Source organism: Geodermatophilus sp. SYSU D00697 (genome assembly GCF_054050175.1).
The window spans coordinates 32,733-57,292 of the sequence record NZ_JBJGYV010000007.1 but is presented as its reverse complement, the minus strand read 5'-3'; the positions used below and the strand labels follow the sequence as shown (position 1 = coordinate 57,292).

Sequence of the window (24,560 nt, the reverse complement as noted above, 5' to 3'; positions counted from 1 at the left end):
CGAGGGATGACCAAGCAGATCCACCTGGCCGCGCACTTCCCGGGGGTCAACAACACCACCGTGTGGAGCGACCCGGCGGCCGGCAGCCACATCGAGTTCTCGTCGTTCGTCCGGTTCGCGCAGGCCGCCGAGCGGGGGAGGTTCGACTTCCTCTTCCTCGCCGAGGGGCTGCGGCTGCGCGAGCAGAACGGCCTCGTGTACGACCTCGACGTCGTGGGCCGGCCGGACACCTTCACGGTGCTGGCCGCGCTGGCCGCCGTCACCGACCGGCTCGGGCTCACCGGGACGATCAACTCGACGTTCAACGAGCCCTACGAGGTGGCCCGCCAGTTCGCCACCCTCGACCACCTCTCCGGCGGCCGGGCCGCGTGGAACGTGGTCACCTCCTGGGACGCCTTCACCGGCGAGAACTTCCGGCGCGGTGGGTTCCTGCCGCAGGACCAGCGCTACGAGCGCGCCCGCACGTTCCTGCAGACGGTGCTGGAGCTGGTCGACACCTGGCGGGGGGACGAGATCGTCGCCGACAAGGAGCGCGGGGTCTTCCTCGGCGACCCGCAGGCCGGCCGGTTCGCCCACCGGGACGCGCACTTCGACATCGCCGGGCGCTTCGACGTGCCGCGCAGCCCGCAGGGGCGGCCGGTGGTCTTCCAGGCGGGGGACTCCGAGGAGGGCCGGGAGTTCGCCGCGTCGTCGGCCGACGCGATCTTCAGCCGGCACAGCACCCGGGAGGCCGGGCAGGCGTTCTACGCCGACGTGAAGGGGCGGCTGGCGCGGTACGGCCGGTCCCGCGAGTCGCTGCTCATCCTGCCGGCGGCCACCTTCGTCATCGGGGACAGCGACGCCGAGGCCGCCGAGCTGGCGCACGAGGTCCGCCGGCAGCAGGTGTCCGGGCAGACGGCGCTGCGGTTCCTGGAGCAGGTGTGGAACCGCGACCTGTCCGCCTACGACCCCGACGGGCCGCTGCCGGAGGCCGACCCGGTGGTGGGGGAGGGCCACGTGGCCCAGGGCCGCGCGCAGGTGCGCATGTACCGCGACCCGCTGGCCACCGCGCGGCAGTGGCGGGAGCTCGCCGCGGAGAAGGGCTACTCCATCCGGGAGCTGATGATCGAGGTGCAGAGCCGCCAGTCGTTCATCGGCAGCCCGTCGACGGTCGCCGCCACCATCGACGACCTCGTGCAGTCCGACGCCGCGGACGGCTACATCCTCGTCCCGCACATCACCCCGGGCGGGCTGGACCCGTTCGTCGACCGCGTCGTCCCGCTGCTGCAGGAGCGCGGCGTCTTCCGCGCCGACTACGAGGGGGTCACCCTGCGCGACCACCTCGGCCTGGCGCCGGTGTCCCCGCGCTAAGCAACCCGCGCGGTCGTTGCGGCGGCACCCGCGGAGCGAGGAGGGTGTCCCGCGCGACCGGATGAGGGGACGCGGGATGGCGGGCGAGGGCGCGGGGTCCCCCGGGGTCGGCCGCGTGGTGGTCGACGGGGTGCCGCTGGCCCACCGGGAGCTGGGGTCGGGCGAGCCGGTCGTCTTCGTGCACGGCGGGATCAGCGACCTGCGGACCTGGGCGGCCCAGCTCGAACCGGTCGCGACGCGGTACCGGGCGATCGCCTACAGCCGCCGGTACGCCCGGCCCAACGCCGACGTCCCGCCGGGTGCCGCCGACCCGGTGCCCGTGCACGTCGACGACCTGGTCGCCGTCCTCCGGGCGCTGGGAGCGGCGCCGGCGCACCTGGTCGGGAACTCGTGGGGCGCGTCCATCTGCCTGCTCACCGCGATCGAGCACCCGGACGCCGTCCGCAGCCTGGTCCTCGAGGAGCCGCCGGTGCTGTCGCTCGTGCTGGGCCCCGGCCCGCGGCCGCACCCGGGGGCGCTCGCGCGCAGCCTGCTCCGGCACCCCGGCACCACGCTCGCGGTCCTCGCGTTCGGCCTGCGCACCTTCGTGCCGATGACCCGGGCGCACCGCCGGGGCGACGACGAGCGCGCCTGGCAGGTCTTCGCCCGCGGCGTGCTGGGCCGGGAGGCGTTCGGGAGGCTCACGCAGGAGCGCCGGCAGCAGATGCGGGAGAACGCGACGACGCTGGCGCCGAGCCTGCGGGCCGGCTTCCCGCCGCTGGGCGAGGACGCGCTCCGCGGTGTCCGAGTGCCCACGTTGCTGCTCACCGGCGCCCGGAGCCCCGTCGTCGTGCGGCTGCTCAGCCGGTGGCTGGGGACGCTGCTGCCTCGGGTCGAGCAGGTCCGCGTGCCGGGCGCGTCCCACCTCGTGCACGAGGACCAGCCTCGGCTGGTCAACGACGCGATCCTGCGGTTCCTGGACCGCTGCCGTCCGGGCGACTGACGCCACGCATCGCCGCTCCTGCGGTGTTCCTCGCGCTCCCGCGGCGCTGCAGCACCGCAGGAGCGCGAGGGACACCGCAGCTGCGCGGGCCGGGGGTCGGTCGCGGGGTTCGGCGCGCCCCCGCCCCGCGGCTCAGGACCCCACGGTCGGGTTGACCACCGGCTCGTCGACGGCCTCGTCGGACAGGCCCCACCGCTCGAGGGTCTGCGCGTAGGTGCCGTCCTCGAACGCGTGCCGCAGCGCCGCCTCGACGGCGTCCACCAGGCCGTTGCCCTTGAGCGAGGTCGCGGCGACGTAGGTGGTGTTCGGCCACCCGGCGTTGACCGTGCCGACGACCTCGACGTCCCCGACCGACTGCTGGTGGACGGCGTTCGGGTTCGGCCCGATGTAGGTGTCGATCCGGCCCGACTGCAGCGCCAGCAGGGCGTCCGCGGCGTTGGCGTGGTACTCCAGCTGTGCGGGTTCCAGCCCGGCGGCCTCGTTCTGCGCGTTCCAGTCCAGCAGGATCCGCTCCTGGTTGGTGCCCGAGCCGACAGCCACGGTCAGGCCGGCGATGTCCTCGGCGCCGGCGATCGACAGCCCGCTGCCGGGCTTCGCGGTGAACGCCATGACGCCCTGGCGGTAGGTGGCGAAGTCGAACAGCTGGAGCCGCTCGTCGTTGACGCCGACGTTGCTGAACACCGCCTCGAGGTCGCCGCTCTGGACGCCCAGGGGCCACTGCTCCCAGGCCACGTTCACCACCTCGAGCTCGAGGCCGAGGGAGTCGGCGACCAGGGAGGCGATGTCGACCTCGCTGCCGACGACGGTGGCGTTGTCGTCGGCGAGGAAACCCAGCGGCGGCTCTCCGGTGCCGACGACGCCGACGGTCAGCTCCCCGTCCTCGGCGATGTCGGCCGGCACGAGCGCGGCGGCGTCGGGGTCCAGGTCGGTGTGGACCCGGCCGGTCTGCTCCGGACTCGTGTCCACCTCCAGGGCCGCCGCGGTCGCCCCGGCCTCCGCGGCGGCATCGGCTCGCGCCTCGGACTCGATCTCGGCGGAGCTGGTGCAGGCGGACAGGAAGACCACGGTCGACAGGGTCAGCGCGGTCCCCACGGGGAGCGCTCCGGCCGGCCGGACGGCGCGGCGGTGGGTGCGGGTGCGGGTCATGTGGACGTGCCTCCGTAGATGACGTGGGGAACTGGCCCCGCTGCAGGGGCCCGCGCCGAGCTCGCGAGGCGTGGGGGCAGCGGGGTCCTTCTTCAGAGGACCTTGGCGAGGAAGGCGCGGGTGCGTTCGTGCTGCGGGTCGTCGAGCACCTGCTCGGGCGGGCCGGCCTCGACGATGCGGCCGTCGTCCATGAAGACCACCTGGTCGGCGGCCTCGCGGGCGAAGGCGATCTCGTGGGTGACGACGACCATCGTGGTGCCGTCGCGGGCGAGGTCCTCGATGACGCCGAGCACCTCGCCGACCAGCTCGGGGTCCAGCGCCGAGGTGGGCTCGTCGAACAGCAGCACGGCCGGCCGCATGGCCAGCGCGCGGGCGATGGCCACCCGCTGCTGCTGCCCGCCGGACAGCTGCCGGGGGTAGGCGCCGGCCCGGTCGGCCAGGCCCACGCGGGCGAGCAGCTCGCGCGCCTCCGTCTCGACCTCCCGGCGCCGGCGGCCCTGCGCCGACACCGGCGCCTCCACCACGTTCTCCAGCGCGGTCAGGTGCGGGAAGAGGTTGAAGTCCTGGAACACGAAGCCGAACCGGGTGCGCTGGCGCAGCAGGTCCTTCTCCTTCAGCTCGTGCAGCCGGTCGCCGTCCCGGTGTGCGCGGCGGCGGTAGCCGACGAGCTCGCCGTCGAGCGCCACGAAGCCGCGGTCGACCTTCTCCAGGTGGTTGATGCTGCGCAGCAGCGTCGACTTGCCCGAGCCCGACGGCCCGAGGACGACGGTCACGGTGCCCGGCTCGACGACCAGGTCGACCCCGTGCAGCACCTCGACCGCGCCGAAGGACTTGTGCACGCCGTGCACCTCGACGCGACCGGGACGGGTGGTCAGGGGGGCGGCGGTCACCGGGTCACCTCGGAGCCGGGACGGACCCGGGCCAGGCCCGCGGTCAGGTTGGCGCGCAGCCGCTGCAGCGGCGTCGGCGGGAGGGTGCGGACGGCGCCGCGGGCGTAGTACCGCTCGACGTGGTACTGGATCACCGTGACCACCGTGGTCAGGACGACGTACCAGACCGCCGCCACGATGAGCATCGGCAGCACCCGCTGCGTGCGGCCGTAGATGACGCTCACCGTGTAGAACAGCTCGCCGAGGGCCAGCACGTATACGATCGAGGTGCCCTTGAACAGGCCGATCACCTCGTTGACCGCCGTCGGCACGATCGAGCGCATCGCCTGCGGCAGCACGATGCGGGTGGTCTGCCGGCGCCGCGGGATGCCCAGCGATGCGGCCGCCTCCAGCTGGCCCTGGTCCACCGAGAGGATGCCGGCCCGGACGATCTCGGCGGAGTACGCCGCCTGGTGGAGGCCGAGCCCCAGGATGGCGGCGCCGAACTTGTCGATCAGTGACAGCGTCTCGACGCTGCCGAACGACGGGCCGAACGGGATGCCGAAGTCCAGGTGCTGGTAGAGGTAGGCGAGGTTGTACCAGAGCAGCAGCTGCAGGATCAGCGGCACCGAGCGGAACACCCAGGTGTAGCCCCAGCTCACCGCCTGCAGCAGCGGGGATCGGGACAGCCGCATGAGCGCCAGGACCGTGCCGAGGGCGAAACCGAGCACGGCGGTGATCAGCGTCAGCTGGATCGTCGTCCAGACTCCCCGGACGATCGACTCCTCGGTGAGGTAGGCGGCGACGACGTCCCACTCCCACCGCGGGTTGGTGACCAGCGAGTTGGCCACCATCGCGAGCAGGACGGCGACGACGGCGGTGGCCACCCAGCGGCCGGGGTGGCGGGCGGGCACCACCCGGAGCTGGTCGTAGGGCGTCCCGGTCGGCGGGGGAGCGGCGGTCTCCTCGGTGGGCCGCGGCACGAGCGTGGTCATGCGGGGTCTCCCAGGGGCTTCTCGAAGGCGTACGCGAGCTGCCCGGGGGGCAGGGTGCGCAGGGTCGCCAGGTCGGTGGGGCGGGCGACGGCGGGGTCGAACAGCGGCGCCCAGCCGGCGGCCAGGTAGAGGGCCCTGGCCTCCGGCTGGCGGGGGCCGGTCGTCAGGTACATGCGGGTGTAGCCGCGGGCGGCGGCCCGGGTCTCGAGCTCGGCGAGCACCCGGCGGGCCAGCCCCCGGCGGCGGTGCGCGGCGGCGGTCCACATCCGCTTGACCTCGGCGGTACCGGGGTCGGCGTGCCGCCGGTAGGCACCGCCGGCGACCGGGGCGCCGTCCTCCAGCAGCAGGACCAGCTCGCCGTCCGGCGGGAGGAACTCCGCGGCCGGGTGACGGGTGAGTTCCGCCGCGGCACCGCCGTACAGGTCGCCGTAGCGGCTGTCGTACTCGTACAGCAGCTCGGCGAACAGCGGCGCGGCGAGCGGGTCGTCGGGGTGGACGCTGACCACGGCCAGCCCGGGCGCGGCGGTCACCGGACCACCCGCGAGGGAGGGTGGACGAGGCCGGGCAGGGGGGTGCGGGACATGCGGGTGCTCCAGGGGACGAGCGGGTGGGGGCGCGCGGGCACGCCGCCGGCACCGCGCGGGGGCGGTGGGCAGGAGCGGGCGGTGCCGCGGGGACCGGCCGGAGCCGGTCAGGGGAGGGAATGCCTCAGCGACAGAGGGCGCTGTCGGTGCGCAGGAGGTCGATCGTGGGCCGGCCGACCAGGACGGTCGAACGGTCCCGCACGCTCGGCGCGCTCCGGCAACTCACTGCTGGTGCTCCTCGGTCAGAGCCCGGGAGGGCTGCGGACTTGCGGACGCGGGGTGCGTCCGCCAGGTCGTCACCCGGGGCACCCCGTCGCAGCGGAGGGTTGCCGGCCAGCGAGCCGGGGCTTGGTGCTGGCACTCAGGACCTGGCCGGGACCATAGGCGGCGAGCCGACTACCCGTCAATCCCGATCGATTTGGTAGACATTGCAGCGGCGCGTGACGGACGTGCGGAGGGAGGAGGCGACGTGACCCGGCCGGAACTGGCGCAGCGACGGCACGTCGACCTGCTCCGCACCTGCAGCGCCCTGTGTCCGGCGGACTGACCGCCCCCCGTCCGTCCCCGGCACAGGAGCCCTCCCGCATGTCCCTGCCCGACCCCGCCCGCCTGCCCACGCTGTGCATCGTCGGCGCCGGCCCGACCGCCGTCGGCGTGCTCGAGCGACTCGTCGCCTCCGCACCCGAGCTGTCGGCCGGCCCCCGCCTGCAGGTCCACCTCGTCGACCCGTTCCCGCCGGGCGGCGGCCGGGTGTGGCGGGCCGCCCAGCCGGAGCTGCTGTGGGCCAACTCCCTGGTCGGCGACGTCACCGTGCTGCCCGACCCGTCGGTGCTCGTCGACGGCCCGGTGGGCGAGGGGACGACGCTGTGGGACTGGGTGCGCGACGTCGCGCAGGACCGGCCCGCCGACGACCCGGTCGGGCAGGAGGCCCGCCGACTGGGGCCGGCGTCCTTCCCGTCCCGCCCGCTGGTCAACGCCTACCTGGGCTGGGTGCTCGAGCGCGTGGTCGCCGGGGCGGCGCCGTGGCTCGACGTCCACCTGCACGCCACGCGGGTCGTCGACGTGGCCGAGGGGCCCGACGGCGCCCGGGTGCGGCTGGCCGACGGCGGGGTGCTCGCCGCCGACGCCGTCGTCCTCGCGCAGGGGCACCTCGAGGCGCGGCCGACGCCCGCCGAGCGGCGGGCGGTCGCGGCGGCGGCCCGGTCCGGCCTGACCTACCTGCCCACCGGCTACACCGCCGACCTCGACCTCTCCGCCCTCGCGCCGGGGGAGGACGTGCTCGTCCGCGGGGCCGGGCTCGCCTTCGTCGACCTGGCCGTGCTGCTGACCAGCGGCCGCGGCGGGCGGTTCCGGCGCGGGGACGACGGCCGGCTGCGCTATCTGGCCTCGGGACGGGAGCCGGTGCTGCACGTCGGATCCCGCCGCGGCGTCCCGTACCGGTCGAAGCTTGCCTACCCGTGGGCGGGGCCGCCGGTGCCGCTGCGCTTCTTCACGCCGGCGGCGGTCGACGCCGCCTTCGGGCCGGACCGGCCGCTGGACCTGCGCACCGACCTCGCCCCGCTGATCGAGCGCGAGCTCGGCTGGGCGCACTACACCGAGCTGTTCCGCGCCCACCCGGAGCGGACCGCGGTGCCGTGGGACGAGTTCGCCGAGGCCTGGGCCGGGGCGGCCGGGCCCCGCGCGGACCGCGCGCTCGTGGCCCGCGCGGTCCCCGACCCGGTCGACCGGTTCGACCTCGCGGCGCGCGACCGCCCCCTCGCCGGGCGGTCCTTCCCCGACCGCGCGACCCTGCAGGAGGCGGTGCGCCGGCACGTGCGCGCGGACCTGGCCCGGGCCGCCGACCCGGCGCACAGCACCGACGCGGCCGTCTTCACCGCGCTGCTGCAGTGCCACGGCACGATCGCCGGGCTGGTGGCCGCGCGACGGCTGACGCCCCGGTCGGAGGCCGAGGACGTCTCCGGCTGGTGGATGAACCTGTTCAGCTACCTCGCCAGCGGCCCGCCCGGCCCGCGGCTGGAGGAGTTGCTCGCGCTGTCCGAGGCAGGGGTGGTGCGCTTCCTGGGCGCGGACACCGTCGTGGTGCTCGACGAGGACGCCGGCGTCTTCCGGGCGCACTCGTCGAGCGTCCCCGGGGTCGTCGAGGCGCGGGCGCTCGTGGAGGCCCGGCTGCCCTCACCGGACGTGTCCGCGACCCCGGACCCGGTCGTCGCCGGCCTGCTGCGCCGCGGCGAGGGGCGCGAGCGGGTGCTGGCCGACCCCGCCGGGCCGGGCGGCGTCCGGCGCACGGGCCGGCTGGACGTCGACCCGAGCGGCCGGCTGGTCACCGCGGACGGCACCCCGAGCGAGCGGGTGTCCGCCGTCGGCTTCTGGACCGCCGGCGCGCAGGTCGCCGCCTTCGCCCGGCCGCGGACCAACGCGCCCTTCTTCCGCCAGAACGACGCCCTGGCCCGCGACCTGTGGCGCGGGCTGACCGCCGACGCCGCGCCCGCCCTGGCCACGACCACCGCCGGGGCCGCGTGACCGCCGCCCACGGCTGACCCCTGGACGCGGCGCTGCAACCATGGTTGCATCACCGCATGACGCCCGGCGAGTGGGTGCTGCTGTCCTACCGGTTGCCGCGCGAGCCCTCCGGCCCGCGGACGACGCTGTGGCGGCGGCTGCGCCGGCTCGGCGTGGCCCAGCTCGCCGACGGGCTGGTCGCGCTGCCGGCCGACGCGCGCACCCGCGAGCAGCTGGAGTGGCTGGCCGAGGACGTGCTGGTGGCGGACGGCACGGCGGGGCTGTGGGTGGCCCGGCCGACGTCGGTCGCGCAGGAGCGGGAGCTGGCCACCCGCATGGCCGAGGCGCGGGCCGAGGAGTACCGGGCGCTGGCCGCGGAGTGCCGGGCCGCCGCGACCGGGGCGGCGACCGACCGCGCCCGGGCGCTGCGCCGGCTGCGCACGGAGTTCCGCGCGATCGGGCGCCGCGACTTCTTCCCGCCGCCCGAGCGCGAGCGGGCCGCCGCCGCGCTCCGCGAGCTCGCCGCGGCCGACGCGGTGGAGGTCGCGCCGTGAGGTGGGCGACGCGTGCCGGGGTGCACATCGACCGCGCGGCCTGCGCCTGGCTGATCCGGCGCTTCCTGGACCCGGCCGCCGAGTTCGTCTTCGTCGCCGATCCCGCCGAGGTGCCGGCCGACGCCACGCCGTTCGACATGCGCGGGGTCGCGCTCGGCCACAGCGGCGGGGACTGCTCCTTCGAGACCATCCTCCGCCGCCACGACCTCACCGACCCGGTGCTCTGGCGCATCGCCGAGGCCGTCCACGAGGCCGACCTCGACGACGGGCGGTTCGACGCACCGGAGGCGCCGGGGCTCGACGTCCTGCTGCGCGGCCTGTCGATGACCGGCACCGACGAGCGGACCCTCGCCGTCTCCGGTCCGCTGTTCGACGGGCTCTACGAGTACCACCGCCGCCGCCTGCTGCTCGGCCGCGAGCCGGCCTGACCTCCCGAGGACGCCCATGGGATCCGACGGCCCCGCCCGGCCCCAGGAGCAGACCGTCGTCCCGTTCCGGACGGCGGTGCGGACCTGGTTCCTCATCTCGCTGCAGACCTTCGGCGGCCCGGCCGGCCAGATCGCGGTCATGCAGCGGACGCTGGTCGACGAGCAGCGCTGGATCGGCCAGCGCCGCTTCCTGCACGCCATGAACTACTGCATGCTGCTGCCCGGCCCGGAGGCGCAGCAGCTGGCCACCTACGTCGGGTGGCTGCTGCACGGCACCCGCGGCGGGCTGGTGGCCGGCGGGCTGTTCGTGCTGCCCGGCGTCGTCGCGCTGCTCGTCCTCTCCGCGGTCTACGTGGCCTTCGGGACGACGACGGCGGTGCTGGCCGTGTTCGCCGGCCTCGCGCCGGCGGTGCTCGCCATCGTCGCGCAGGCGGTCGTCCGCGTGGCGAAGCGGGCGGCGGACAGCCGGGCGCTGGTCGGCATCGCGGTGGCGGCGTTCCTCGCCCTGGCGCTGTTCGCCGTCCCGTTCCCGCTGGTCGTGGCGCTGGCCGGGGTGGCCGGCTGGGCGCTGGGCCGCTGGCGGCCGTCCGCCCTCCCGCAGAAGGCGGCCGGCGAGGGTCCGGACGCCGGACCGCCGCCGGTCGTCTCCGACGACGTCCTGCACACCGAGGCGCCGTCGGGCCGGCGCACGCTGCGCCTCCTGCTCGTCGGGCTCCTGGTGTGGGGCGTGCCGGTGGCCGTCGCGGCCCTGCTGACCGGGGCGGGCAGCGTGTTCACCCAGCAGGGCGTGTTCTTCTCCGGCGCGGCGGTGGTTACCTTCGGCGGCGCGTACGCGGTGCTGGCCTACGTGGCCCAGCAGGCGGTGGAGGTCCACGGCTGGCTCGGGCCGCGGGAGATGGTCCGCGGGCTGGCGCTGGCCGAGACCACGCCCGGACCGCTGATCATGGTGGTGCAGTTCGTGGCGTTCCTCGGCGCCCACCGCGACCCGGGGTCCCTCGACCCGTGGGTCGCCGCCGTCCTCGCCTCGCTGCTGGTCACCTGGGTGACCTTCGTGCCGAGCTTCCTGTTCGTCCTGCTCGGCGCCCCGTACATGGAGCGGCTGCGGGGCAACCGGTCCCTGTCGGCGGCGCTCACCGGCATCACCGCGGCGGTCGTCGGGGTCATCGCCAACCTCGGCGTCTTCTTCGCGGTCCACACGCTGTTCGCGCAGACGGTCGACGTCGACCGCGGTCCGCTGCACCTCGAGCTGCCCGACGTCGGCACGTTGCGGCCGGTGCCACTGGCCATCGCCCTGGTCGCCGCCGTGCTGCTGTTCCGGCTGAGGTGGTCGGTGCTGCGCACGCTGGGCGTCTGCGCCGTCCTGGGCCTGGGGGCCGGGCTGGCGGGGCTGCCGGTCACCTGACCGGGAGCGGCGGGAATCGCGGGGGCGCCCCCCGGGTTCGGGACGTCGCACGGCGCGCCGCGCCGCGCCGTCCCACCCGCAGGAGGTCCGCGCATGTCCGTCGTCGTCACCGGAGCCACCGGCTCCCTGGGCCGCCTCGTGGTCGAGGAGCTGCTCACCCGCGGGGTCGCTCCCGGGGACGTCGTCGCCGGCGGCCGCGCGGTCGAGCGGCTCGCCGACCTGGCCGACCGCGGCGTGCGGACCGCGCGGATCGACTACGACGACCCCGCCACGCTCGACGCGGTCCTCTCCGCGGGGGACGTGCTGCTGCTGGTCTCCGGCAGCGTCCCGGGCGTCCGCGTCGCGCAGCACCGGGCCGTCGTGGACGCCGCGGTGCGCGCCGGGATCGCCCGCATCGCCTACACGAGCATCCTCGGCGCCGACGACAGCCCGCTGTCGCTCGCGCCCGACCACCAGGCCACCGAGCGGATGATCCGGGACAGCGGGCTGCCGTTCACGCTGCTCCGCAACGGCTGGTACACCGAGAACCACGCCTCGGGGCTCACGCAGGCCAAGGGCACCGGCGTGGTCACCGGCAGCGCCGGCGACGGCCGGGTCGCCAGCGCCACGCGCGCCGACTACGCCGCGGCGACCGCCGCCGTGCTGACCGCCGAGGGCGCCGAGAACGCGGTCCACGAGCTCTCCGGTGACACCGCGTGGGGCTTCGACGACCTGGCCGCCGCCTACGGCGAGCTGCTCGGCCGCGAGGTCACCTACCAGCGGCTCACGCCCGAGGAGCACCAGGCCGCGCTGGAGGCCGCCGGTCTCGACGCGGGGACGGCGGGCTTCGTCGTCGCGCTCGACGGCGGCATCCGGGCCGGCGCACTGGCGCGGACCACCGGGGACCTCTCCCGGCTGGCCGGGCGGCCCACCACCCCGCTGCTGGAGGGCCTGCGCCCGTTCGCCTGAGGAGCGACCGCCGCGGGGTCGCCGGCCCGCCCTCAGCGGCGGGCCGGCAGGCGCCCCTCCTCGTGGTCGAGCTCCCGCTCGAGCCGGCGCAGGCCCTCGTCGGGGAGCCGCCCCACGTCCCGCCAGTGCACCAGCTCCTCCCGCTGCGCGGTGAGGACGGCGCGGCGCACCCGCAGTGCCGCCTCGTACTCCGGCGACATCGGAACCTCGCCGCCCTCGGCGCCCTGCAGCACGTCCAGCCGCCGCCGGTAGCGGTCCAGCCGCGCCTGCAGCTGGGTGCGGATGGTCTCGATGGCCTCCTCGTCCACGTCGTCGTGCTGCTCGGCGTCCAGCTCCTGGAGCCGCCGCAGCCCCGCCTCCACCGACGCCGCCCGGGCCTCGTTGCGCAGCCGGGCCTGGTCGGCCGCGTCGGCGCGCAGGCCCAGCGCCCGCACCAGCGGGGCGAAGGTCAGCCCCTGGCCCACGAGCGTGACCAGGACGGCGAGGAAGGCGCAGAACAGCAGCAGGTCCCGGTCGGGGAACGGCGCGCCGGTGTCGGTGGTCAGCGGCAGGGTGAAGATCGCCGCCAGGCTGATGACGCCGCGGGTCCCGGCCCAGCTGAGGACGATGATCTCCCGGCCGGACAGCCGCTGCCGGGTGGTCGTCGGGTCGTCGTCCGTCCCGGCGACGTCCTCGCCGCCCAGCCGGGTGTGCAGCGACTGCGGCAGGTGCTCGGTCAGCCACAGGAACAGCGGGCGGAGCAGCAGCACCACGCCGACGGTGATCAGCGAGGCGGTGACGATCGTGCCGACGTCGTACTCCCCGAGGCCCCCGATGACGGCGGGCAGCTGCTGGCCGATGAGGAGGAAGACCACGCCCTCGAGGAGGAAGTCCACCAGGCGCCACACCGCCTCGGTCTGCAGTCGGCTGGCGCCCGAGGCCCAGCTGGGGTTGTTGTGGCCGATGACCAGGCCGGCCACCACGACGGCCAGGACGCCGGACACGTGCACGCTCTCGGCCAGGAGGTAGGCGACGAAGGGCGTGGCCAGCGACACGGCGTTGGAGGACAGCGGGTCCCGGCGGATCCGCCGGAGCGGGCGGACGCCGTAGGCGACCGCCATCCCGGCCGCGACTCCCCCCGCCGCGGAGACCACGAACTGCCCGACCGCCGCCGGCGTGGAGAAGCCGTCGCCCTGCGCGGCGGCGACGGCGACGGCGAGCAGCGTCAGCGCCGTCGCGTCGTTGAGCAGCCCCTCGCCCTGGATGAGGGTGATCAGCCGCGGCGGCAGCCCCACCCTGCGGCCGACCGCCAGCGCGGCGACCGGGTCCGGCGGCGCGACGGCCGCGCCCAGCGCCAGGCCCGCGGCCAGCGTGGCGCCCGCGACGAACAGCGCGAAGCCGACGCCGATGGTCACCGCGGTCACGAGCACGAGCAGCACCGACAGGCTCACCACGGTGCGCAGGTTGCGGCGGATCGCCGTCAGCGAGGAGTCCAGCGCCGCGCTGTAGAGCAGCGGGGGCAGCACCAGGGTGAGCACCACCTCGGGGTCCAGCACGAGGTTGGGGCCCGGTAGGTAGGCGTAGGCGATGCCGGTGAGGGTCAGCAGCGCCGCCGCCGGCAACCCCGTCCGGTCGGCGAGCCAGCGGATCGCCACGATGACCGCGACCGCGGCCAGGACCAGCAACACCACGGTCTCCACGTGCACCTCCGCATCCTCCCCGTGTGCGGGCCGGGCGGCCCGCGCAGGTCGGCAGGCCGCGGCGATGAGTTCGGCTGCGCTCGCCCGTCCAAGCCGGTGGGACGACCCGAGAGGACGGCGACCATGAGCAGGACGTCAGAGACGCAGAGCGGGCCCGTCCCGCTGGACGTGGAGTTCACCGCGGCGCTGGTGCGCAGCCCCTCGCAGGGCGGGTGGACCTACGTGCAGATGCCGGGGTCGGCGGAGTTCTTCGGCACCCGTGGCCTGGTCAAGGTCCGCGGCACCGTGGACGGCCACCCCTTCCGCAGCTCCTTCATGGCGCTCGGCGACGGCACCCACAAGCTGCCGGTGACCGCCGAGGTCCGGGCGGCGATCGGCAAGGAGGTCGGCGACGCGGTCACCGTCCGGCTGGAGGAGCGCCTCGGCTGACCTCCCGGGTCCCGGCCGCGGCCCCCACGGCGGGCGTACTGTGCCTGCGTCACGCAGGGGGCTGCCGGCCGAGGTGATGGGGACGTCGTGAGCGATGCGGTCGGGTCCTCCCCGCGCGCCGTGGGCGGGAGCGGCCGTCTGCGCGCGTCCGCGGTGTTCGACGCCGACTGGACCCTCGTCTCGGTCGACCAGGCCACCGCCGACCTGCTGGGGCGCCGTCGCGAGGAACTGGTCGAGCGCAACATCTGGATCGCCCTGCCCGAGCTGGCCGGCACGATCTTCCACAGCTTCCTGCTGCACGCGCGCAGCGTGGGGGAGCGGGTGACGTGGCGGGGCTTCTACCCGCCCGCGCACCGCTGGCTCGACGCCACCGCCGTCCGCGTCGACGAGCACCTGCACGTCTCCCTGCGGGAGAGCGCCGGCCCGCTGCCGGAGGGGGACACGGTCGGCGAGGACGACGACCGCTCGGCGGAGGCGGCCGAGGACGACCGGCTGCGCTTCCTCGCCGAGGTCAGCGAGTCGATGATCAGCACCCTCGACGCCGGGGAGTCGGTCGCGAAGCTCGTCGACCTCGTCGTGCCCCGGCTGTGCGACTGGGCCGCCGTCACCGTCCTCACCGACGAGGGCCGACCCTCGGAGGCGTGGGCGCACGCCGACCCCCGGCGCGCGGCGGACCTCGCCCTGTACATGCAGGGGCGGGTGCAGGGTGCGGCCCGCGAGGACGACCCGATGGCCGTCGCGCTGCTCACCGGTGAGCCGATCCAGGTGACCAGCATCGACCCGGACCTCGTCGCCCCCACGCTGCCCACCGACGAGGTCCGGAGGGCGTGGCAGCGCCTCGACGCCCGGTCGCTCACGATCGTGCCGCTGCGCGCCCGGGCGGAGACGTTCGGCGCGCTCGGCCTGGTCAACGGCTCCGGCCGGCCACCGCACGGGGAGATGGAGATCGCCACCGCGGTCGAGGTGGCCCGCCGCGCGTCGCTGGCCATCGACAACGCGCGGCTCTACGGCCGGCAGCTGAAGGTCGCCGAGACCCTGCAGCGCAGCATGCTCACCCCACCGCCGCAGCCCGACGACCTGCAGATCGCCGTCCGCTACGTGCCGGCGTCGAGCACGATGCACGTCGGCGGCGACTGGTACGACGCCTTCCAGCAGCCGGACGGCGCCACGCTGCTGGTCATCGGGGACGTCGTCGGCCACAACGTCGACGCCGCGGCCGCGATGGGCCAGCTGCGCAGCATCCTCCGTGGCATCGCCTACGACCGGCAGGAGGAGCCGGCGCGCATCCTCACCCGCGTGGACTCGGTCCTCACCGGCCTGCACCTCGGCGCGCTGGCGACCGCGCTGATCGCCCGCATCGAGCAGACCCCCGACCAGGTGCGCGAGGGGCGGCGCACGCTGCGCTGGTCCTCGGCGGGGCACCTGCCGCCGCTGCTGCTCTGCGCCGACGGGTCCGTCCGGGTCCTGCACTCCCGCCCCGAGACGCTGCTGGGGGCGGAGTCGACGCGCCCCCGGACCGACTGGGTGGCCCGGGTGGACCCGGGCGACACGCTGCTCTTCTACTCCGACGGGCTGGTCGAGCAGGGCCGCAGCTCGATCGACGACGGCACCGACCGGCTGGTGCGGGTGGTCGAGGAGGTGGGGGCGGCGCCCGTCGACGAGCTGTGCGACGCGCTGCTCACCCGGATCGTCGGCTCCCGGCCCGACGACGACGTCGCGATCGTGGCCGTCCGCTGCGAGCCCCAGGGGGACGGCGGACCCGCGGCGGCCTCCTGACCTGCGAGTGCGGCATGCTCGGCCCCACCGCCCGCCCCGTGGAGCAGAAGGGACCGCCATGCCGATCCTGTCCGGGTTCGCCGCCGCCCTGGCCGCCGGGAGCATCGAGGTCGTCGACCTCACCGCCCCGCTCTCGGCGGAGACGCCGGTGATCGCCCTGCCGCCCGCGTTCGCCCAGACGGCGCGCTTCGAGCTGGAGGAGCTCTCCCGGTACGACGACCGCGGCCCCGCCTGGTACTGGAACAACTTCCGCACCGGCGAGCACACCGGGACGCACTTCGACGCGCCCAACCACTGGGTGACCGGGCAGGGCGGCGAGGACGTCGCGTCGGTGCCGGTGCGTCGGCTGATCGGCCCGGCCGCGGTGCTGGACTTCTCCGCCGAGGCGGCCGCGGACCCGGACTTCCTGCTGGAGGTGGACCACGTCCGCGCGTGGGAGGCCGAGCACGGTCCGCTGCCCGAGGGCGGCTGGCTGCTCTACCGCACCGGCTGGGACGCCCGCAGCGCCTCCCAGGAGGAGTTCCTCAACGCCGACGACACCGGCGCGCACACGCCCGGCATCTCCCCGGCCTGCGCCCGGTGGCTGGCCGAGGAGGCGCCGGTGGTCGGCGTGGGGGTGGAGACCGTGGGCACCGACGCGGGCGCCGCGCACTCCTTCGACCCGCCCTTCCCGTGCCACGCCGCGCTCATGGGCAGCGGCAAGTACGGCCTGACCCAGCTGCAGAACCTGGCCGCGCTGCCACCCACCGGCGCGGTGCTCGTGGCGGCGCCGCTGCCGATCGTCTCCGGCTCGGGCTCGCCCGCCCGCGTGGTGGCCCTGGTGGAACGGGGATGATCCGCACCACGGTCGCCGAGGCGGTCGGGACCGCGCTGGTCGGCTGCGGGGTGGAGGCCGTCTTCGGCGTCGTCGGGTCGGGCAACTTCGCCGTCACCAACGCCATGGTCGCCGCCGGCGCACGGTTCGTCGCCGCCCGGCACGAGGGCGGCGCCGCGACGATGGCCGACGCGCACGCGCGGATGACCGGCCGGCCGGCAGCGCTCAGCGTGCACCAGGGCTGCGGGCTCACCAACGCGCTGACCGGGATCACCGAGGCGGCCAAGAGCCGGACACCGCTGGTGGTGCTCGCCGCCGAGGCGTCCTCGCCGCAGTCGAACTTCGCCGTCGACCAGGTCGCGCTCGCCACCGCGGTCGGCGCGGTGCCCATGCGGGTCACCTCCGCCGGCGACGCGCTCGACCAGGTGGCCGCGGCGGTCGCCACCGCGGTGCACGGGCGGCGGACGGTGCTGCTCAACCTGCCGCTGGACGTGCAGGTCGACGTCCTGCCGGTGCCGCCCGGGCCGCCGCCGCTGCCGCCCGCGCCGCGACCGGGGGTCACCCCCGAGCACGTCGAGCGCCTGGGGCACGCGATCGAGCACGCCCGGCGGCCGGTGTTCGTGGCCGGCCGCGGCGCGCGTGGCCCCGGGTGCCGGGCGGCGCTGGAGGCCCTGGCCGAACGCAGCGGCGCGCTGCTGGCCACCTCCGCCGTCGCCAAGGGCCTGTTCGCCGGCAGCCCCTGGTCGCTGGACGTCTCGGGCGGCTTCGCCTCGCCGCTGGCCGCCGAGCTCATCGCGGACGCCGACCTGGTCGTCGGTTGGGGCTGCGCGCTGAACATGTGGACGATGCGACACGGCCGGCTGGTCGCCGAGGGCGCGGTCGTCGCCCAGGTCGACGACGACCCGGCGGCGCTCGGCGTCCACCGGGACCTCACCTTCGGTGTGGCCGGCGACGTGCGGGCGACGGCGGAGGCGGCCGCCGCCGGGCTCGGCGAGCGGACGGCGACCGGCTACCGCACCCCCGAGGTGCGGACGGCGATCGCCGAGCGGGTGCGCTGGCGTGACGTCCCGTTCGCGCCGGCGGAGCGCCCGGGCCGGATCGACCCGCGGACCCTGACCATCGCGCTGGACGACCTGCTGCCGGCGCAGCGGGTGGTCGCCGTCGACTCGGGCAACTTCATGGGCTACCCGAGCATGTTCCTCGACGTCCCCGACGAGTTCGGCTTCTGCTTCACCCAGGCGTTCCAGTCCGTCGGTCTCGGGCTGGCGACGGCGATCGGCGCGGCGCTGGCCCGCCCCGACCGGCTGCCGGTGGCGGCGCTGGGCGACGGCGGCGCGCTGATGGGGGCCGCCGAGCTCGAGACCGTCGTCCGGCTCGGGCTGCCCATGGTGGTCGTGGTCTACGACGACGCGGCCTACGGCGCCGAGGTGCACCACTTCGGTCCGGACGGGCACCCGCTGGACACGGTGCGCTTCCCCGACGCGGACCTGGCCGCGATCGCCCGGGGCCACGGCTTCCAGGCGGTCACGGTGCGCGGCGTCGAGGACCTCGCCGCGGTGGCCGCCTGGGTGGCCGGTCCCCGGACCGCGCCGCTGTTCCTCGACGCCAAGGTGGTGGCCGACGAGCCGTCGTGGTGGCTCGAGGAGGCGTTCCGCGGCCACTGAGGCCTCGCGAGCATCACAGGGAGCGCCACCGACCGAGGAGCGCCATCGAGGCCGGGAGGGTCCAGGGGGCGCGGCCGCTGACGGCCTCCAGCGGGAGTGGGGCGCGGCTCAGAAGTTCCCGCGGCGGGCCTGCTCGCGCTCGATCGCCTCGAACAGCGCCTTGAAGTTGCCCTTGCCGAACCCGAGCGAGCCGTGCCGCTCGATCAGCTCGAAGAAGACGGTGGGCCGGTCGCCGGTCGGCCGCGTGAAGATCTGCAGCAGGTAGCCGTCCTCGTCGCGGTCGACCAGGATCCCGCGCGACTGCAGCTCCTCGACCGGCACGCGCACCTCGCCGATGCGGGCACGCAGCCCGGGGTCCTCGTAGTAGGAGTCGGGGGTGGAGAGGAACTCCACGCCCTCGGCGACCATGGCGTCGACGGTGCCCAGGATGTCGTTGGTGGCCAGGGCCACGTGCTGTGCACCGGGACCGCCGTAGTACTCCAGGTACTCGTCGATCTGCGAGCGCTTCTTGCCGACCGCGGGCTCGTTGAGCGGGAACTTGACCCGGTGGTTGCCGTTGGCGACGACCTTGCTCATCAGCGCCGAGTAGTCGGTGGCGATGTCCTCGCCGACGAACTCGGCCATGTTGGTGAAGCCCATGACCCGGTTGTAGAAGTCCACCCAGTGGTCCATGGCGCCGAGCTCCACGTTGCCCACGACGTGGTCGATGGCCTGGAACAGCCGCCGCGGGGTGCCTGGCCGCTTGACGTACGACGACGTCCGGGCGGCGTACCCGGGGAGGTACGGGCCGGAGTACCGGGACCGGTCGACCAGGGTGTGCCGGGTCTCGCCGTAGGTGGCGATCGCGGCCAGCCGGACCGTCCCGTGCTCGTCGGTCACGTCGTGCGGCTGCTCCAGCACGGTGGCGCCCTGGGCGGCGGCGTGCGCGGTGCACCGGTCGACGTCGGGGACGGCGAGGGCGATGTCGACGATGCCGTCGCCGTGCCGTCGGTGGTGGTCGGCCAGCGGGCTGGCCGGGTCGTAGGCCCCCTGGACGACGAACCGCGCGGCGCCCGAGGTGAGCACGTAGCTGCGGGAGTCGCGGTTGCCGGTCTCCGGCCCGGAGTAGGCGACCAGGTCCATGCCGAAGGCGGACTGGAAGAAGTGCGCGGTCTGGGTGGCGTTGCCGACGACCCACACCAGGGCGTCCCAGCCGCTGACCGGGAAGGGGTCCGCCGCCGGGTCGTGCTCGACCAGCCCGACCAGCTGGCGCAGCTCCTCCAGGGTCAGGCTGGCGAGCTTCTCCTCGTCGGTCAGCGTGTGCTCGAGGCTCATGGCGCGCTCCCGGGTGCTCCGACCGGTCGTCCCGGTCCCTCGATGGTGCATCCAGCTCACCTCCTCGCTGCAGGAGTGGGCAAGATGTCTCGACCGGACTGGCCGATCCGTCCAGCTCCGCGGTCAGGAGCCCGCTCCTGCTGTCCGGTCTGTTCACGTGAACGGCGTCACAGGGGAGGTGGCCATGGGGCAGCAGTTGGACGCCCTCGACCTGGCGGTGCTCGCCGCCCTCACCGAGCAGCCCCGCGCCGGGGTGCTCGAGCTGTCGCGGCGGCTGGGGGTGGCGCGGGCGACGGTGCAGGCGCGGCTGCGCCGGCTGGAGGAGTCCGGGGTGGTCACCGGCTACGGCCCGGACGTCGACCCGGCCGCCGCCGGCTATGGCGTCCAGGCGTTCGTGACGCTGGAGATCGCCCAGGGCGCGCTGGAGGAGGTCGCCGCCGACCTGCGGGCGATCCCCGGGGTCCTGGAGGCGCACGCCACCACCGGCTCGGGCGACGTGCTGTGCCGGGTCGCCGCCGAGTCGCACGGCGCGCTGCAGGAGACCCTCGTGCGGCTGGGGCGCTCCCCGTCGGTGGTGCGCTCGACCAGCGTCGTCGCCCTGTCGGAGCTGGTGCCGCGGCGGGTGCTGCCGCTGCTGTCGGCGGGGACGCCGCGCCCGGCCGGCCGTGCCCCCGGCTACCGGGGGACCGCCGCGCCCTGACCCGCCGTCCGCGGGAGGGCCAGCGCCCCGAGCAAGCCCAGGCCCAGGACGGCGGTGGTGACGGCGAAGGCGGCCTGGTAGGAGACGGCGTCGGTGAGCCACCCGGCGGCCAGGGGCCCCACGATCCCGCCCAGGTCGGCCGACATCTGGAACACCGCGACCACGCGGCCACCCCGTGCCGGGCTGACGTCACCGACCAGCGCCGCTGGGACGCTGGCCAGCAGCGAGGCCGCCAGCCCGAAGGCCGCCATCGACAGCAGGAAGGCGCCGGTCGCCGGCGGCAGCACCAGCACCGCCGTGGACGCGGTGGCCAGCGACGTCCCGAGGAGCAACGACGGTCGCCGTCCCCACGTGTCGGCCAGCCGGCCGGAGCGCAGCAGTCCGAGGGCCTGGGCGAGCGAGCCGGCGAGCAGGCCGGCACCGGCCCAGGCGACCGTGCGGCCGAGCTCCTCGGTGACGTAGAGCGGGACCAGCGAGTTGCGTACGCCGAACAGCACCCAGCCCACGCCGAGGTTGGCCAGCAGGGCCGCCACGTAGACCCGTGACCGGAACGCCGCGCGCAGCGGCAGCGCCCGGGTCGCCAGTTCCGGGACCCCCGGGGTCGGGGCCGGCGCGGGCGGCGGTCCGGAGCGGAGGAACAGCACGGCGACCCCACCGGCGACCAGCAGGAACCCGGCGTACAGCAGGAACGGCAGGCGCGGGGAGACCTCGGCGAGCAGGCCACCGAGCGCCGGCCCGGCGATGCCGCCGAGGATGAACCCGCCCTGGTAGGTCGCGGCGGCGCGGCCCCGGTGCGCCGGCGGGGAGGCGCGCAGCAGCAGGGACAGCGCGGCCACGGTGAACATCGCGCTGCCGATGCCGCCGGCCGCCCGCAGCCCGAGGAAGACCGGGAAGGAGTGCGCCAGCCCGGCCAGCCCGGTGGTCACGGCGACCGTGGTCAGCCCGAGGGCGAGCACGGTGCGCTCGCCCAGCCGCTCCACCAGCGACCCGCCGCCGAACGCGGAGACGAACCGGAAGAACGCGAACGCGCTGACCGCCAGCCCGACCGCGGTCGTCCCGACGCCGAAGGACCGCGCGAACAGCGGGATCGCCGGGGCGACGATCCCGAAGCCGAGCGCGACCACGAAGGCCACCACCGACAGCACCCCGACCTCGCGGGGGAGCGCCTCTGCGGAACGGGGGCGGGACCACAGACGCACGAACGCCGATCCTCGCAGGTCGACTTCTTCCGGAACGACGGCGTTCCCCCGGGTTGTCGCGGCGATCCGCACCGGTCACAGTGGGCGCGTGGGTGTCCTCGCGGGGGACGGGCACGAGCCGCCGAGCGGTTCGTTCGAGGTGGTGCACGAGACCGGTGGCCCGGTCCTGCACCTGCGTGGTGACGTCGACGCGCCGCTGGTCTCGCGCATGCAGGCCGACGGGCTGGACGTCGGGGAGCTCGTGGCGGTGCACGTCGACGGGCTGGGCTACATCGACTCCTCGGGGCTCGCGCTGCTGGTCCGCTGGGCCCGCTCCGCGGACGGGGCCGGGCGGCCCGCGGTGGTCCGCTGCGCCTCGCGGCGGTTCCGGCAGGTGCTGGAGCTCACCGGGCTGACGCCGATGTTCGTGCTCGAGGAGCCCGGCGGACGCTGACGCACCGGTCGGCCGCCGGGAGTGCCCCGGGGCGGCGTGCCTAGGCTGCCCCGCGTGCCGCTGTTCTCCTTCGAAGGCCGCAGCCCGCAGGTGCACCCGGACGCGTGGGTGGCGCCGACCGCGACGCTGGTCGGCGACGTCGTGGTCGAGGCCGGGGCCTCGGTCTGGTACGGCGTGGTGCTGCGCGCCGACTTCGGCCGCATCGTGATCCGGACCGGGGCCAACGTGCAGGACAACTCGGTGCTGCACGGAGGTGCCGACCCCGAGACCGAGGTCGGCCCCGGCGCCACGATCGGCCACATGTGCGTCGTCCACGGCGCCGTCATCGGGGCCGAGGCGCTGGTCGGCAACGGCGCGACGGTGCAGGACGGCGCGCGGATCGGCCGCCGGGCGCTGGTCGGCGCGCACAGCCTGGTGCCGCCCGGTGCGGAGGTGCCCGACGAGGTGGTCGCCCTCGGCGTGCCGGCCCGTGTGCGGGGGCCGCTCGCCGGCGGCGCCGCCCGCTGGGTCGACGGCAACCCGGAGATCTACCGCGAGCTGGCCCGGCGGCACGCCGCCGGCGTCACCGAGGTGCGCTGACCGGCCGGCGCGTCCGGCCAACGCACAGGGACCGCACGGCCTCGGAACAGCCGGGCCGGTCACGGTGGTCGCATCCCGCGACACCGGAGGAGACCGTGACCCACCCCGACCACGCCCACAGCGGATCCCGCTGGGAGCTCGCGCCGACCCCGCCTCCCGCGCAGTCCGCAGCGCCGACCCCGACCGGGACGCCTGCCGGGGCGCCGACCGCCGAGGTCCCGCAGCCGCCGGCCGGGTCGACGGCCGAGCTGCCGCAGGCACAGGCGCCCTCCTCCGGGATGCCCCCGTCCCCGGTACCCGCCGCGGCGCCCCCGCCGGACCGGCCGTCGTCGCGGGGTCCTGGTGGCCGCGGCCGCCGCCGGCCTCGTGCTGGCGGCCGGGCTGGGCGGCTTCGCCGTCGGCGCCGCGACCGCGGAAGGCGGCGCGGACAGCGCGGCAACCCAGCGCGGGGTCCCGGGGCAGGACGGCGACTCATCCGGCCCCGACAGCGGGTTCCCGCCGGGCAGCGGCCATGGCGTCCCGCCCGGCTTCGGCGGGGGCCAGGACGGCGCGACGTCCGACGACGGGACCGGCACCACCGGCGACCCGGCGTGACCGTCGTCCCGGCGACGGACGCGCCGGCCACGCCCGCACGCCCGCACGCCCGTAGGGCCGCGCGCGGACCGACGTCGCCGTCCGCGCCAGGGCGACGGTCCTCCTGCGGCTGGGCCTGGGACGCCTCCCGGTCGGCGGCCAGGACCGGCTGGCCCGCGCCCACGGTGTCTGGTCGTCCGGGCCGACGGGAGCAGCAGACCGGTGACGGGGTCCTGACACCGCGTGTCGACTCATCGTCATGTCGTCATGACGTATGGTCGACCACGACCCGGCCCACGACCACGAGGAGCCAGCCGGTGCGCATCGGGATCCTGACCGGCGGGGGCGACTGTCCCGGCCTCAACGCCGTCATCCGCTCCGTCGTCCGCACGGCGACGGCCCACTACGGCAGCGAGGTGGTCGGTTTCCGCGACGGCTGGCGCGGCCTGCTCGAGGACCGGACGACGCCGCTGGACGTCGCCGCCGTCGACGGGCTGCTGACCCGCGGCGGCACGACCCTCGGCTCGGCCCGGGTCGCGCCCGAGAAGCTGCACGCCGGCCTGCCGCAGATGACGGCCGTGCTGGCCGCCCACGGGGTCGACGTGCTCATCCCCATCGGTGGCGAGGGGACGCTCACCGCTGCCCACCTGCTCTCGCAGGCCGGGGTCCCGGTCGTCGGCATCCCGAAGACGATCGACAACGACATCGACTGCACCGACCTGACCTTCGGGTTCGACACCGCGGTCAGCATCGCCACCGACCTCATCGACCGGCTGCACACGACGGCCGAGTCCCACCAGCGGGTGCTGCTGGTCGAGGTCATGGGCCGGCACGCCGGCTGGATCGCGCTGCACGCGGGCCTGGCCTCGGGGGCGCACGTCACGCTGGTGCCCGAGGAGCCCTTCGACGTCGCCGAGGTGGCCAAGATCGTCGAGGACCGCTTCGCGCGCGGCGACACCCACGTCATCGGGGTCGTGGCCGAGGGTGCCCAGCCGCTCGAGGGCACGATGCTCGTCCGGGACGGCGGCGTGGACGAGTACGGCCACAGGCGGTTCACCGGGGTGGCCCAGCAGCTGGGCGACGAGCTGGAGCGGCGCACGGGCAAGGAGGTGCGCACCACCGTGCTCGGCCACGTGCAGCGCGGCGGCACGCCGACGTCCTTCGACCGGGTGCTGGCCACCCGCTTCGGCCTGCACGCCACGATCGCCGCCCACGAGGGCCGGCACGGTCAGATGGTCGCCCTGCGCGGCACCGAGATCGAGCTGGTGCCGCTGGCCGACGCCGTGGCGAAGCTGAAGACCGTGACGTCGTCCCGGCTGGCCGAGATCGGCGCCTTCACCGGCTGACGCCGCGTCGCCGCCTCGGCGCCGTCGGTGGGCTGGGCGGGCCGCTCCGCTGGGGCGGGTGCAGGCCGCCGATCGGGAGATCGCCCGGCAGACCGCGGCGCGGGCCCGGGCGGTGGCCGAGTTCGCCGCCGACCCGCCTCGGCCGATCGGCCGCCGGGGGAGCGTGGCCCGATGAGCGCCCAGCGGTGGGCGGCGCGCCCGGAGGCGCTGCGGGCGGTGAGTGAGTGGGCGGCGCCGGAGCTGGCGCTCGCTGCTGCCGGTGCACCGGCTGCCGCGGGCGCTGGCCGCCCTGGAGGC

Annotated in this window: 23 protein-coding genes and 1 riboswitch; of the genes, 16 read left to right on the top strand and 7 right to left on the bottom strand. The window is 75.8% G+C overall.

Annotated features, from left to right (window positions below; all coding sequences use genetic code 11):
• Nucleotides 1–6 precede the first annotated feature (6 nt).
• Nucleotides 7–1,350: an NtaA/DmoA family FMN-dependent monooxygenase gene (locus ACI79C_RS08520; RefSeq protein WP_456945202.1), complete on the top strand. Its 1,344-nt coding sequence runs from the start codon at nucleotides 7–9 to the stop codon at nucleotides 1,348–1,350.
• A 76-nt stretch (nucleotides 1,351–1,426) separates the two neighbouring features.
• The gene (locus ACI79C_RS08515) at nucleotides 1,427–2,332 is read left to right on the top strand and encodes an alpha/beta fold hydrolase (protein WP_456945201.1); all 906 of its coding nucleotides are present in this window, start codon (nucleotides 1,427–1,429) and stop codon (nucleotides 2,330–2,332) included.
• Between the two features lie 132 nt (nucleotides 2,333–2,464).
• On the opposite strand, the gene ACI79C_RS08510 is transcribed toward ACI79C_RS08515, so the two are convergent.
• The 4 genes from ACI79C_RS08510 to ACI79C_RS08495 all read right to left on the bottom strand — a co-directional run bounded on the left by ACI79C_RS08510 (nucleotide 2,465) and on the right by ACI79C_RS08495 (nucleotide 5,872).
• Nucleotides 2,465–3,478 carry a transporter substrate-binding domain-containing protein gene (locus ACI79C_RS08510; protein WP_456945200.1) on the bottom strand — a complete coding sequence of 338 codons (1,014 nt, stop codon included), beginning with the start codon at nucleotides 3,476–3,478 and terminating at the stop codon, nucleotides 2,465–2,467.
• A gap of 92 nt (nucleotides 3,479–3,570) precedes the next feature.
• Nucleotides 3,571–4,368, bottom strand: a complete 798-nt coding sequence (locus tag ACI79C_RS08505; RefSeq protein WP_456945199.1) for an amino acid ABC transporter ATP-binding protein — start codon at nucleotides 4,366–4,368, stop codon at nucleotides 3,571–3,573.
• Nucleotides 4,365–5,342, bottom strand: coding sequence for an amino acid ABC transporter permease (locus tag ACI79C_RS08500; protein WP_456945198.1), 978 nt, complete (start codon nucleotides 5,340–5,342; stop codon nucleotides 4,365–4,367). The genes ACI79C_RS08505 and ACI79C_RS08500 overlap by 4 nt, the downstream gene beginning before the upstream one ends.
• Complete coding sequence (locus ACI79C_RS08495; protein WP_456945197.1) at nucleotides 5,339–5,872, bottom strand: GNAT family N-acetyltransferase; 534 nt, start codon at nucleotides 5,870–5,872, stop codon at nucleotides 5,339–5,341. The genes ACI79C_RS08500 and ACI79C_RS08495 overlap by 4 nt, the downstream gene beginning before the upstream one ends.
• A 311-nt stretch (nucleotides 5,873–6,183) precedes the next feature.
• Nucleotides 6,184–6,295: riboswitch (SAM riboswitch) on the bottom strand.
• Nucleotides 6,296–6,511: 216 nt separating this feature from the next.
• Here ACI79C_RS08495 and ACI79C_RS08490 point away from each other — a divergent pair.
• The 5 genes from ACI79C_RS08490 to ACI79C_RS08470 all read left to right on the top strand — a co-directional run bounded on the left by ACI79C_RS08490 (nucleotide 6,512) and on the right by ACI79C_RS08470 (nucleotide 11,757).
• The gene (locus ACI79C_RS08490; protein ID WP_456945196.1) at nucleotides 6,512–8,446 is read left to right on the top strand and encodes an FAD/NAD(P)-binding protein; all 1,935 of its coding nucleotides are present in this window, start codon (nucleotides 6,512–6,514) and stop codon (nucleotides 8,444–8,446) included.
• Nucleotides 8,447–8,502: 56 nt separating this feature from the next.
• Nucleotides 8,503–8,979 (top strand): Chromate resistance protein ChrB, encoded by a 477-nt coding sequence (locus tag ACI79C_RS08485; RefSeq protein WP_456945195.1) that lies wholly within the window; start codon nucleotides 8,503–8,505, stop codon nucleotides 8,977–8,979.
• Nucleotides 8,976–9,407 carry a chromate resistance protein ChrB domain-containing protein gene (locus tag ACI79C_RS08480; RefSeq protein WP_456945194.1) on the top strand — a complete coding sequence of 144 codons (432 nt, stop codon included), beginning with the start codon at nucleotides 8,976–8,978 and terminating at the stop codon, nucleotides 9,405–9,407. Before ACI79C_RS08485 ends, ACI79C_RS08480 begins: the two co-directional genes overlap by 4 nt.
• 16 nt (nucleotides 9,408–9,423) lie before the next feature.
• Nucleotides 9,424–10,809, top strand: a complete 1,386-nt coding sequence (chrA, locus tag ACI79C_RS08475; protein ID WP_456945193.1) for a chromate efflux transporter — start codon at nucleotides 9,424–9,426, stop codon at nucleotides 10,807–10,809.
• A 93-nt stretch (nucleotides 10,810–10,902) separates the two neighbouring features.
• A complete protein-coding gene (locus ACI79C_RS08470) occupies nucleotides 10,903–11,757 on the top strand; it encodes an SDR family oxidoreductase (RefSeq protein WP_456945192.1) in 855 nt (284 codons plus the stop codon).
• Between the two features lie 32 nt (nucleotides 11,758–11,789).
• Here the strand turns inward: ACI79C_RS08470 and ACI79C_RS08465 are convergent, their stop codons facing one another.
• A complete protein-coding gene (locus ACI79C_RS08465) occupies nucleotides 11,790–13,442 on the bottom strand; it encodes a Na+/H+ antiporter (RefSeq protein ID WP_456945191.1) in 1,653 nt (550 codons plus the stop codon).
• 117 nt (nucleotides 13,443–13,559) lie between these two features.
• Here ACI79C_RS08465 and ACI79C_RS08460 point away from each other — a divergent pair, with 117 nt between their 5' ends.
• The 4 genes from ACI79C_RS08460 (at nucleotide 13,560) to ACI79C_RS08445 (ending at nucleotide 18,119) form a co-directional block, all read left to right on the top strand.
• Nucleotides 13,560–13,865: a DUF1905 domain-containing protein gene (locus ACI79C_RS08460; protein ID WP_456945190.1), complete on the top strand. Its 306-nt coding sequence runs from the start codon at nucleotides 13,560–13,562 to the stop codon at nucleotides 13,863–13,865.
• An 87-nt stretch (nucleotides 13,866–13,952) separates the two neighbouring features.
• Nucleotides 13,953–15,641 (top strand): PP2C family protein-serine/threonine phosphatase, encoded by a 1,689-nt coding sequence (locus ACI79C_RS08455; protein ID WP_456945189.1) that lies wholly within the window; start codon nucleotides 13,953–13,955, stop codon nucleotides 15,639–15,641.
• Nucleotides 15,642–15,699: 58 nt separating this feature from the next.
• The gene (locus ACI79C_RS08450) at nucleotides 15,700–16,476 is read left to right on the top strand and encodes a cyclase family protein (RefSeq protein WP_456945188.1); all 777 of its coding nucleotides are present in this window, start codon (nucleotides 15,700–15,702) and stop codon (nucleotides 16,474–16,476) included.
• Nucleotides 16,473–18,119 carry a thiamine pyrophosphate-binding protein gene (locus ACI79C_RS08445; RefSeq protein WP_456945187.1) on the top strand — a complete coding sequence of 549 codons (1,647 nt, stop codon included), beginning with the start codon at nucleotides 16,473–16,475 and terminating at the stop codon, nucleotides 18,117–18,119. Before ACI79C_RS08450 ends, ACI79C_RS08445 begins: the two co-directional genes overlap by 4 nt.
• A gap of 108 nt (nucleotides 18,120–18,227) precedes the next feature.
• On the opposite strand, the gene hppD is transcribed toward ACI79C_RS08445, so the two are convergent.
• Entirely contained in the window at nucleotides 18,228–19,433 is a 1,206-nt protein-coding gene (gene hppD / locus ACI79C_RS08440) for a 4-hydroxyphenylpyruvate dioxygenase (protein WP_456945186.1), read from the bottom strand.
• 184 nt (nucleotides 19,434–19,617) lie between these two features.
• On the opposite strand from hppD, the gene ACI79C_RS08435 reads away from it, so the two are divergent.
• Nucleotides 19,618–20,133 (top strand): Lrp/AsnC family transcriptional regulator, encoded by a 516-nt coding sequence (locus ACI79C_RS08435; protein WP_456945185.1) that lies wholly within the window; start codon nucleotides 19,618–19,620, stop codon nucleotides 20,131–20,133.
• Here the strand turns inward: ACI79C_RS08435 and ACI79C_RS08430 are convergent.
• A complete protein-coding gene (locus tag ACI79C_RS08430; RefSeq protein ID WP_456945184.1) occupies nucleotides 20,109–21,332 on the bottom strand; it encodes an MFS transporter in 1,224 nt (407 codons plus the stop codon). The genes ACI79C_RS08435 and ACI79C_RS08430 overlap by 25 nt on opposite strands.
• Nucleotides 21,333–21,420: 88 nt before the next feature.
• On the opposite strand from ACI79C_RS08430, the gene ACI79C_RS08425 reads away from it, so the two are divergent.
• From ACI79C_RS08425 to ACI79C_RS08410, 4 genes are all read left to right on the top strand, one after another.
• Entirely contained in the window at nucleotides 21,421–21,765 is a 345-nt protein-coding gene (locus tag ACI79C_RS08425; RefSeq protein ID WP_456945183.1) for an STAS domain-containing protein, read from the top strand.
• Nucleotides 21,766–21,819: 54 nt separating this feature from the next.
• Entirely contained in the window at nucleotides 21,820–22,344 is a 525-nt protein-coding gene (locus ACI79C_RS08420) for a gamma carbonic anhydrase family protein (RefSeq protein WP_456945182.1), read from the top strand.
• A 342-nt stretch (nucleotides 22,345–22,686) separates the two neighbouring features.
• Nucleotides 22,687–22,938 carry a hypothetical protein gene (locus tag ACI79C_RS08415; RefSeq protein ID WP_456945181.1) on the top strand — a complete coding sequence of 84 codons (252 nt, stop codon included), beginning with the start codon at nucleotides 22,687–22,689 and terminating at the stop codon, nucleotides 22,936–22,938.
• Between the two features lie 296 nt (nucleotides 22,939–23,234).
• Nucleotides 23,235–24,263, top strand: a complete 1,029-nt coding sequence (locus ACI79C_RS08410) for an ATP-dependent 6-phosphofructokinase (RefSeq protein WP_456945180.1) — start codon at nucleotides 23,235–23,237, stop codon at nucleotides 24,261–24,263.
• Nucleotides 24,264–24,560 lie beyond the last annotated feature (297 nt).

Excerpts from the sequence above, each read along its gene's own strand:
- hppD (WP_456945186.1), bottom strand. The coding sequence starts at position 19,433 with ATGAGCCTCGAGCACACGCTGACCGACGAGGAGAAGCTCGCCAGCCTG.
- ACI79C_RS08450 (WP_456945188.1), top strand. The coding sequence starts at position 15,700 with ATGCCGATCCTGTCCGGGTTCGCCGCCGCCCTGGCCGCCGGGAGCATC.
- ACI79C_RS08460 (WP_456945190.1), top strand. The coding sequence starts at position 13,560 with ATGAGCAGGACGTCAGAGACGCAGAGCGGGCCCGTCCCGCTGGACGTG.
- ACI79C_RS08520 (WP_456945202.1), top strand. The coding sequence starts at position 7 with ATGACCAAGCAGATCCACCTGGCCGCGCACTTCCCGGGGGTCAACAAC.
- ACI79C_RS08470 (WP_456945192.1), top strand. The coding sequence starts at position 10,903 with ATGTCCGTCGTCGTCACCGGAGCCACCGGCTCCCTGGGCCGCCTCGTG.
- ACI79C_RS08485 (WP_456945195.1), top strand. The coding sequence starts at position 8,503 with ATGACGCCCGGCGAGTGGGTGCTGCTGTCCTACCGGTTGCCGCGCGAG.
- ACI79C_RS08515 (WP_456945201.1), top strand. The coding sequence starts at position 1,427 with ATGGCGGGCGAGGGCGCGGGGTCCCCCGGGGTCGGCCGCGTGGTGGTC.
- ACI79C_RS08500 (WP_456945198.1), bottom strand. The coding sequence starts at position 5,342 with ATGACCACGCTCGTGCCGCGGCCCACCGAGGAGACCGCCGCTCCCCCG.
- ACI79C_RS08445 (WP_456945187.1), top strand. The coding sequence starts at position 16,473 with ATGATCCGCACCACGGTCGCCGAGGCGGTCGGGACCGCGCTGGTCGGC.
- chrA (WP_456945193.1), top strand. The coding sequence starts at position 9,424 with ATGGGATCCGACGGCCCCGCCCGGCCCCAGGAGCAGACCGTCGTCCCG.
- ACI79C_RS08435 (WP_456945185.1), top strand. The coding sequence starts at position 19,618 with ATGGGGCAGCAGTTGGACGCCCTCGACCTGGCGGTGCTCGCCGCCCTC.
- ACI79C_RS08490 (WP_456945196.1), top strand. The coding sequence starts at position 6,512 with ATGTCCCTGCCCGACCCCGCCCGCCTGCCCACGCTGTGCATCGTCGGC.
- ACI79C_RS08510 (WP_456945200.1), bottom strand. The coding sequence starts at position 3,478 with ATGACCCGCACCCGCACCCACCGCCGCGCCGTCCGGCCGGCCGGAGCG.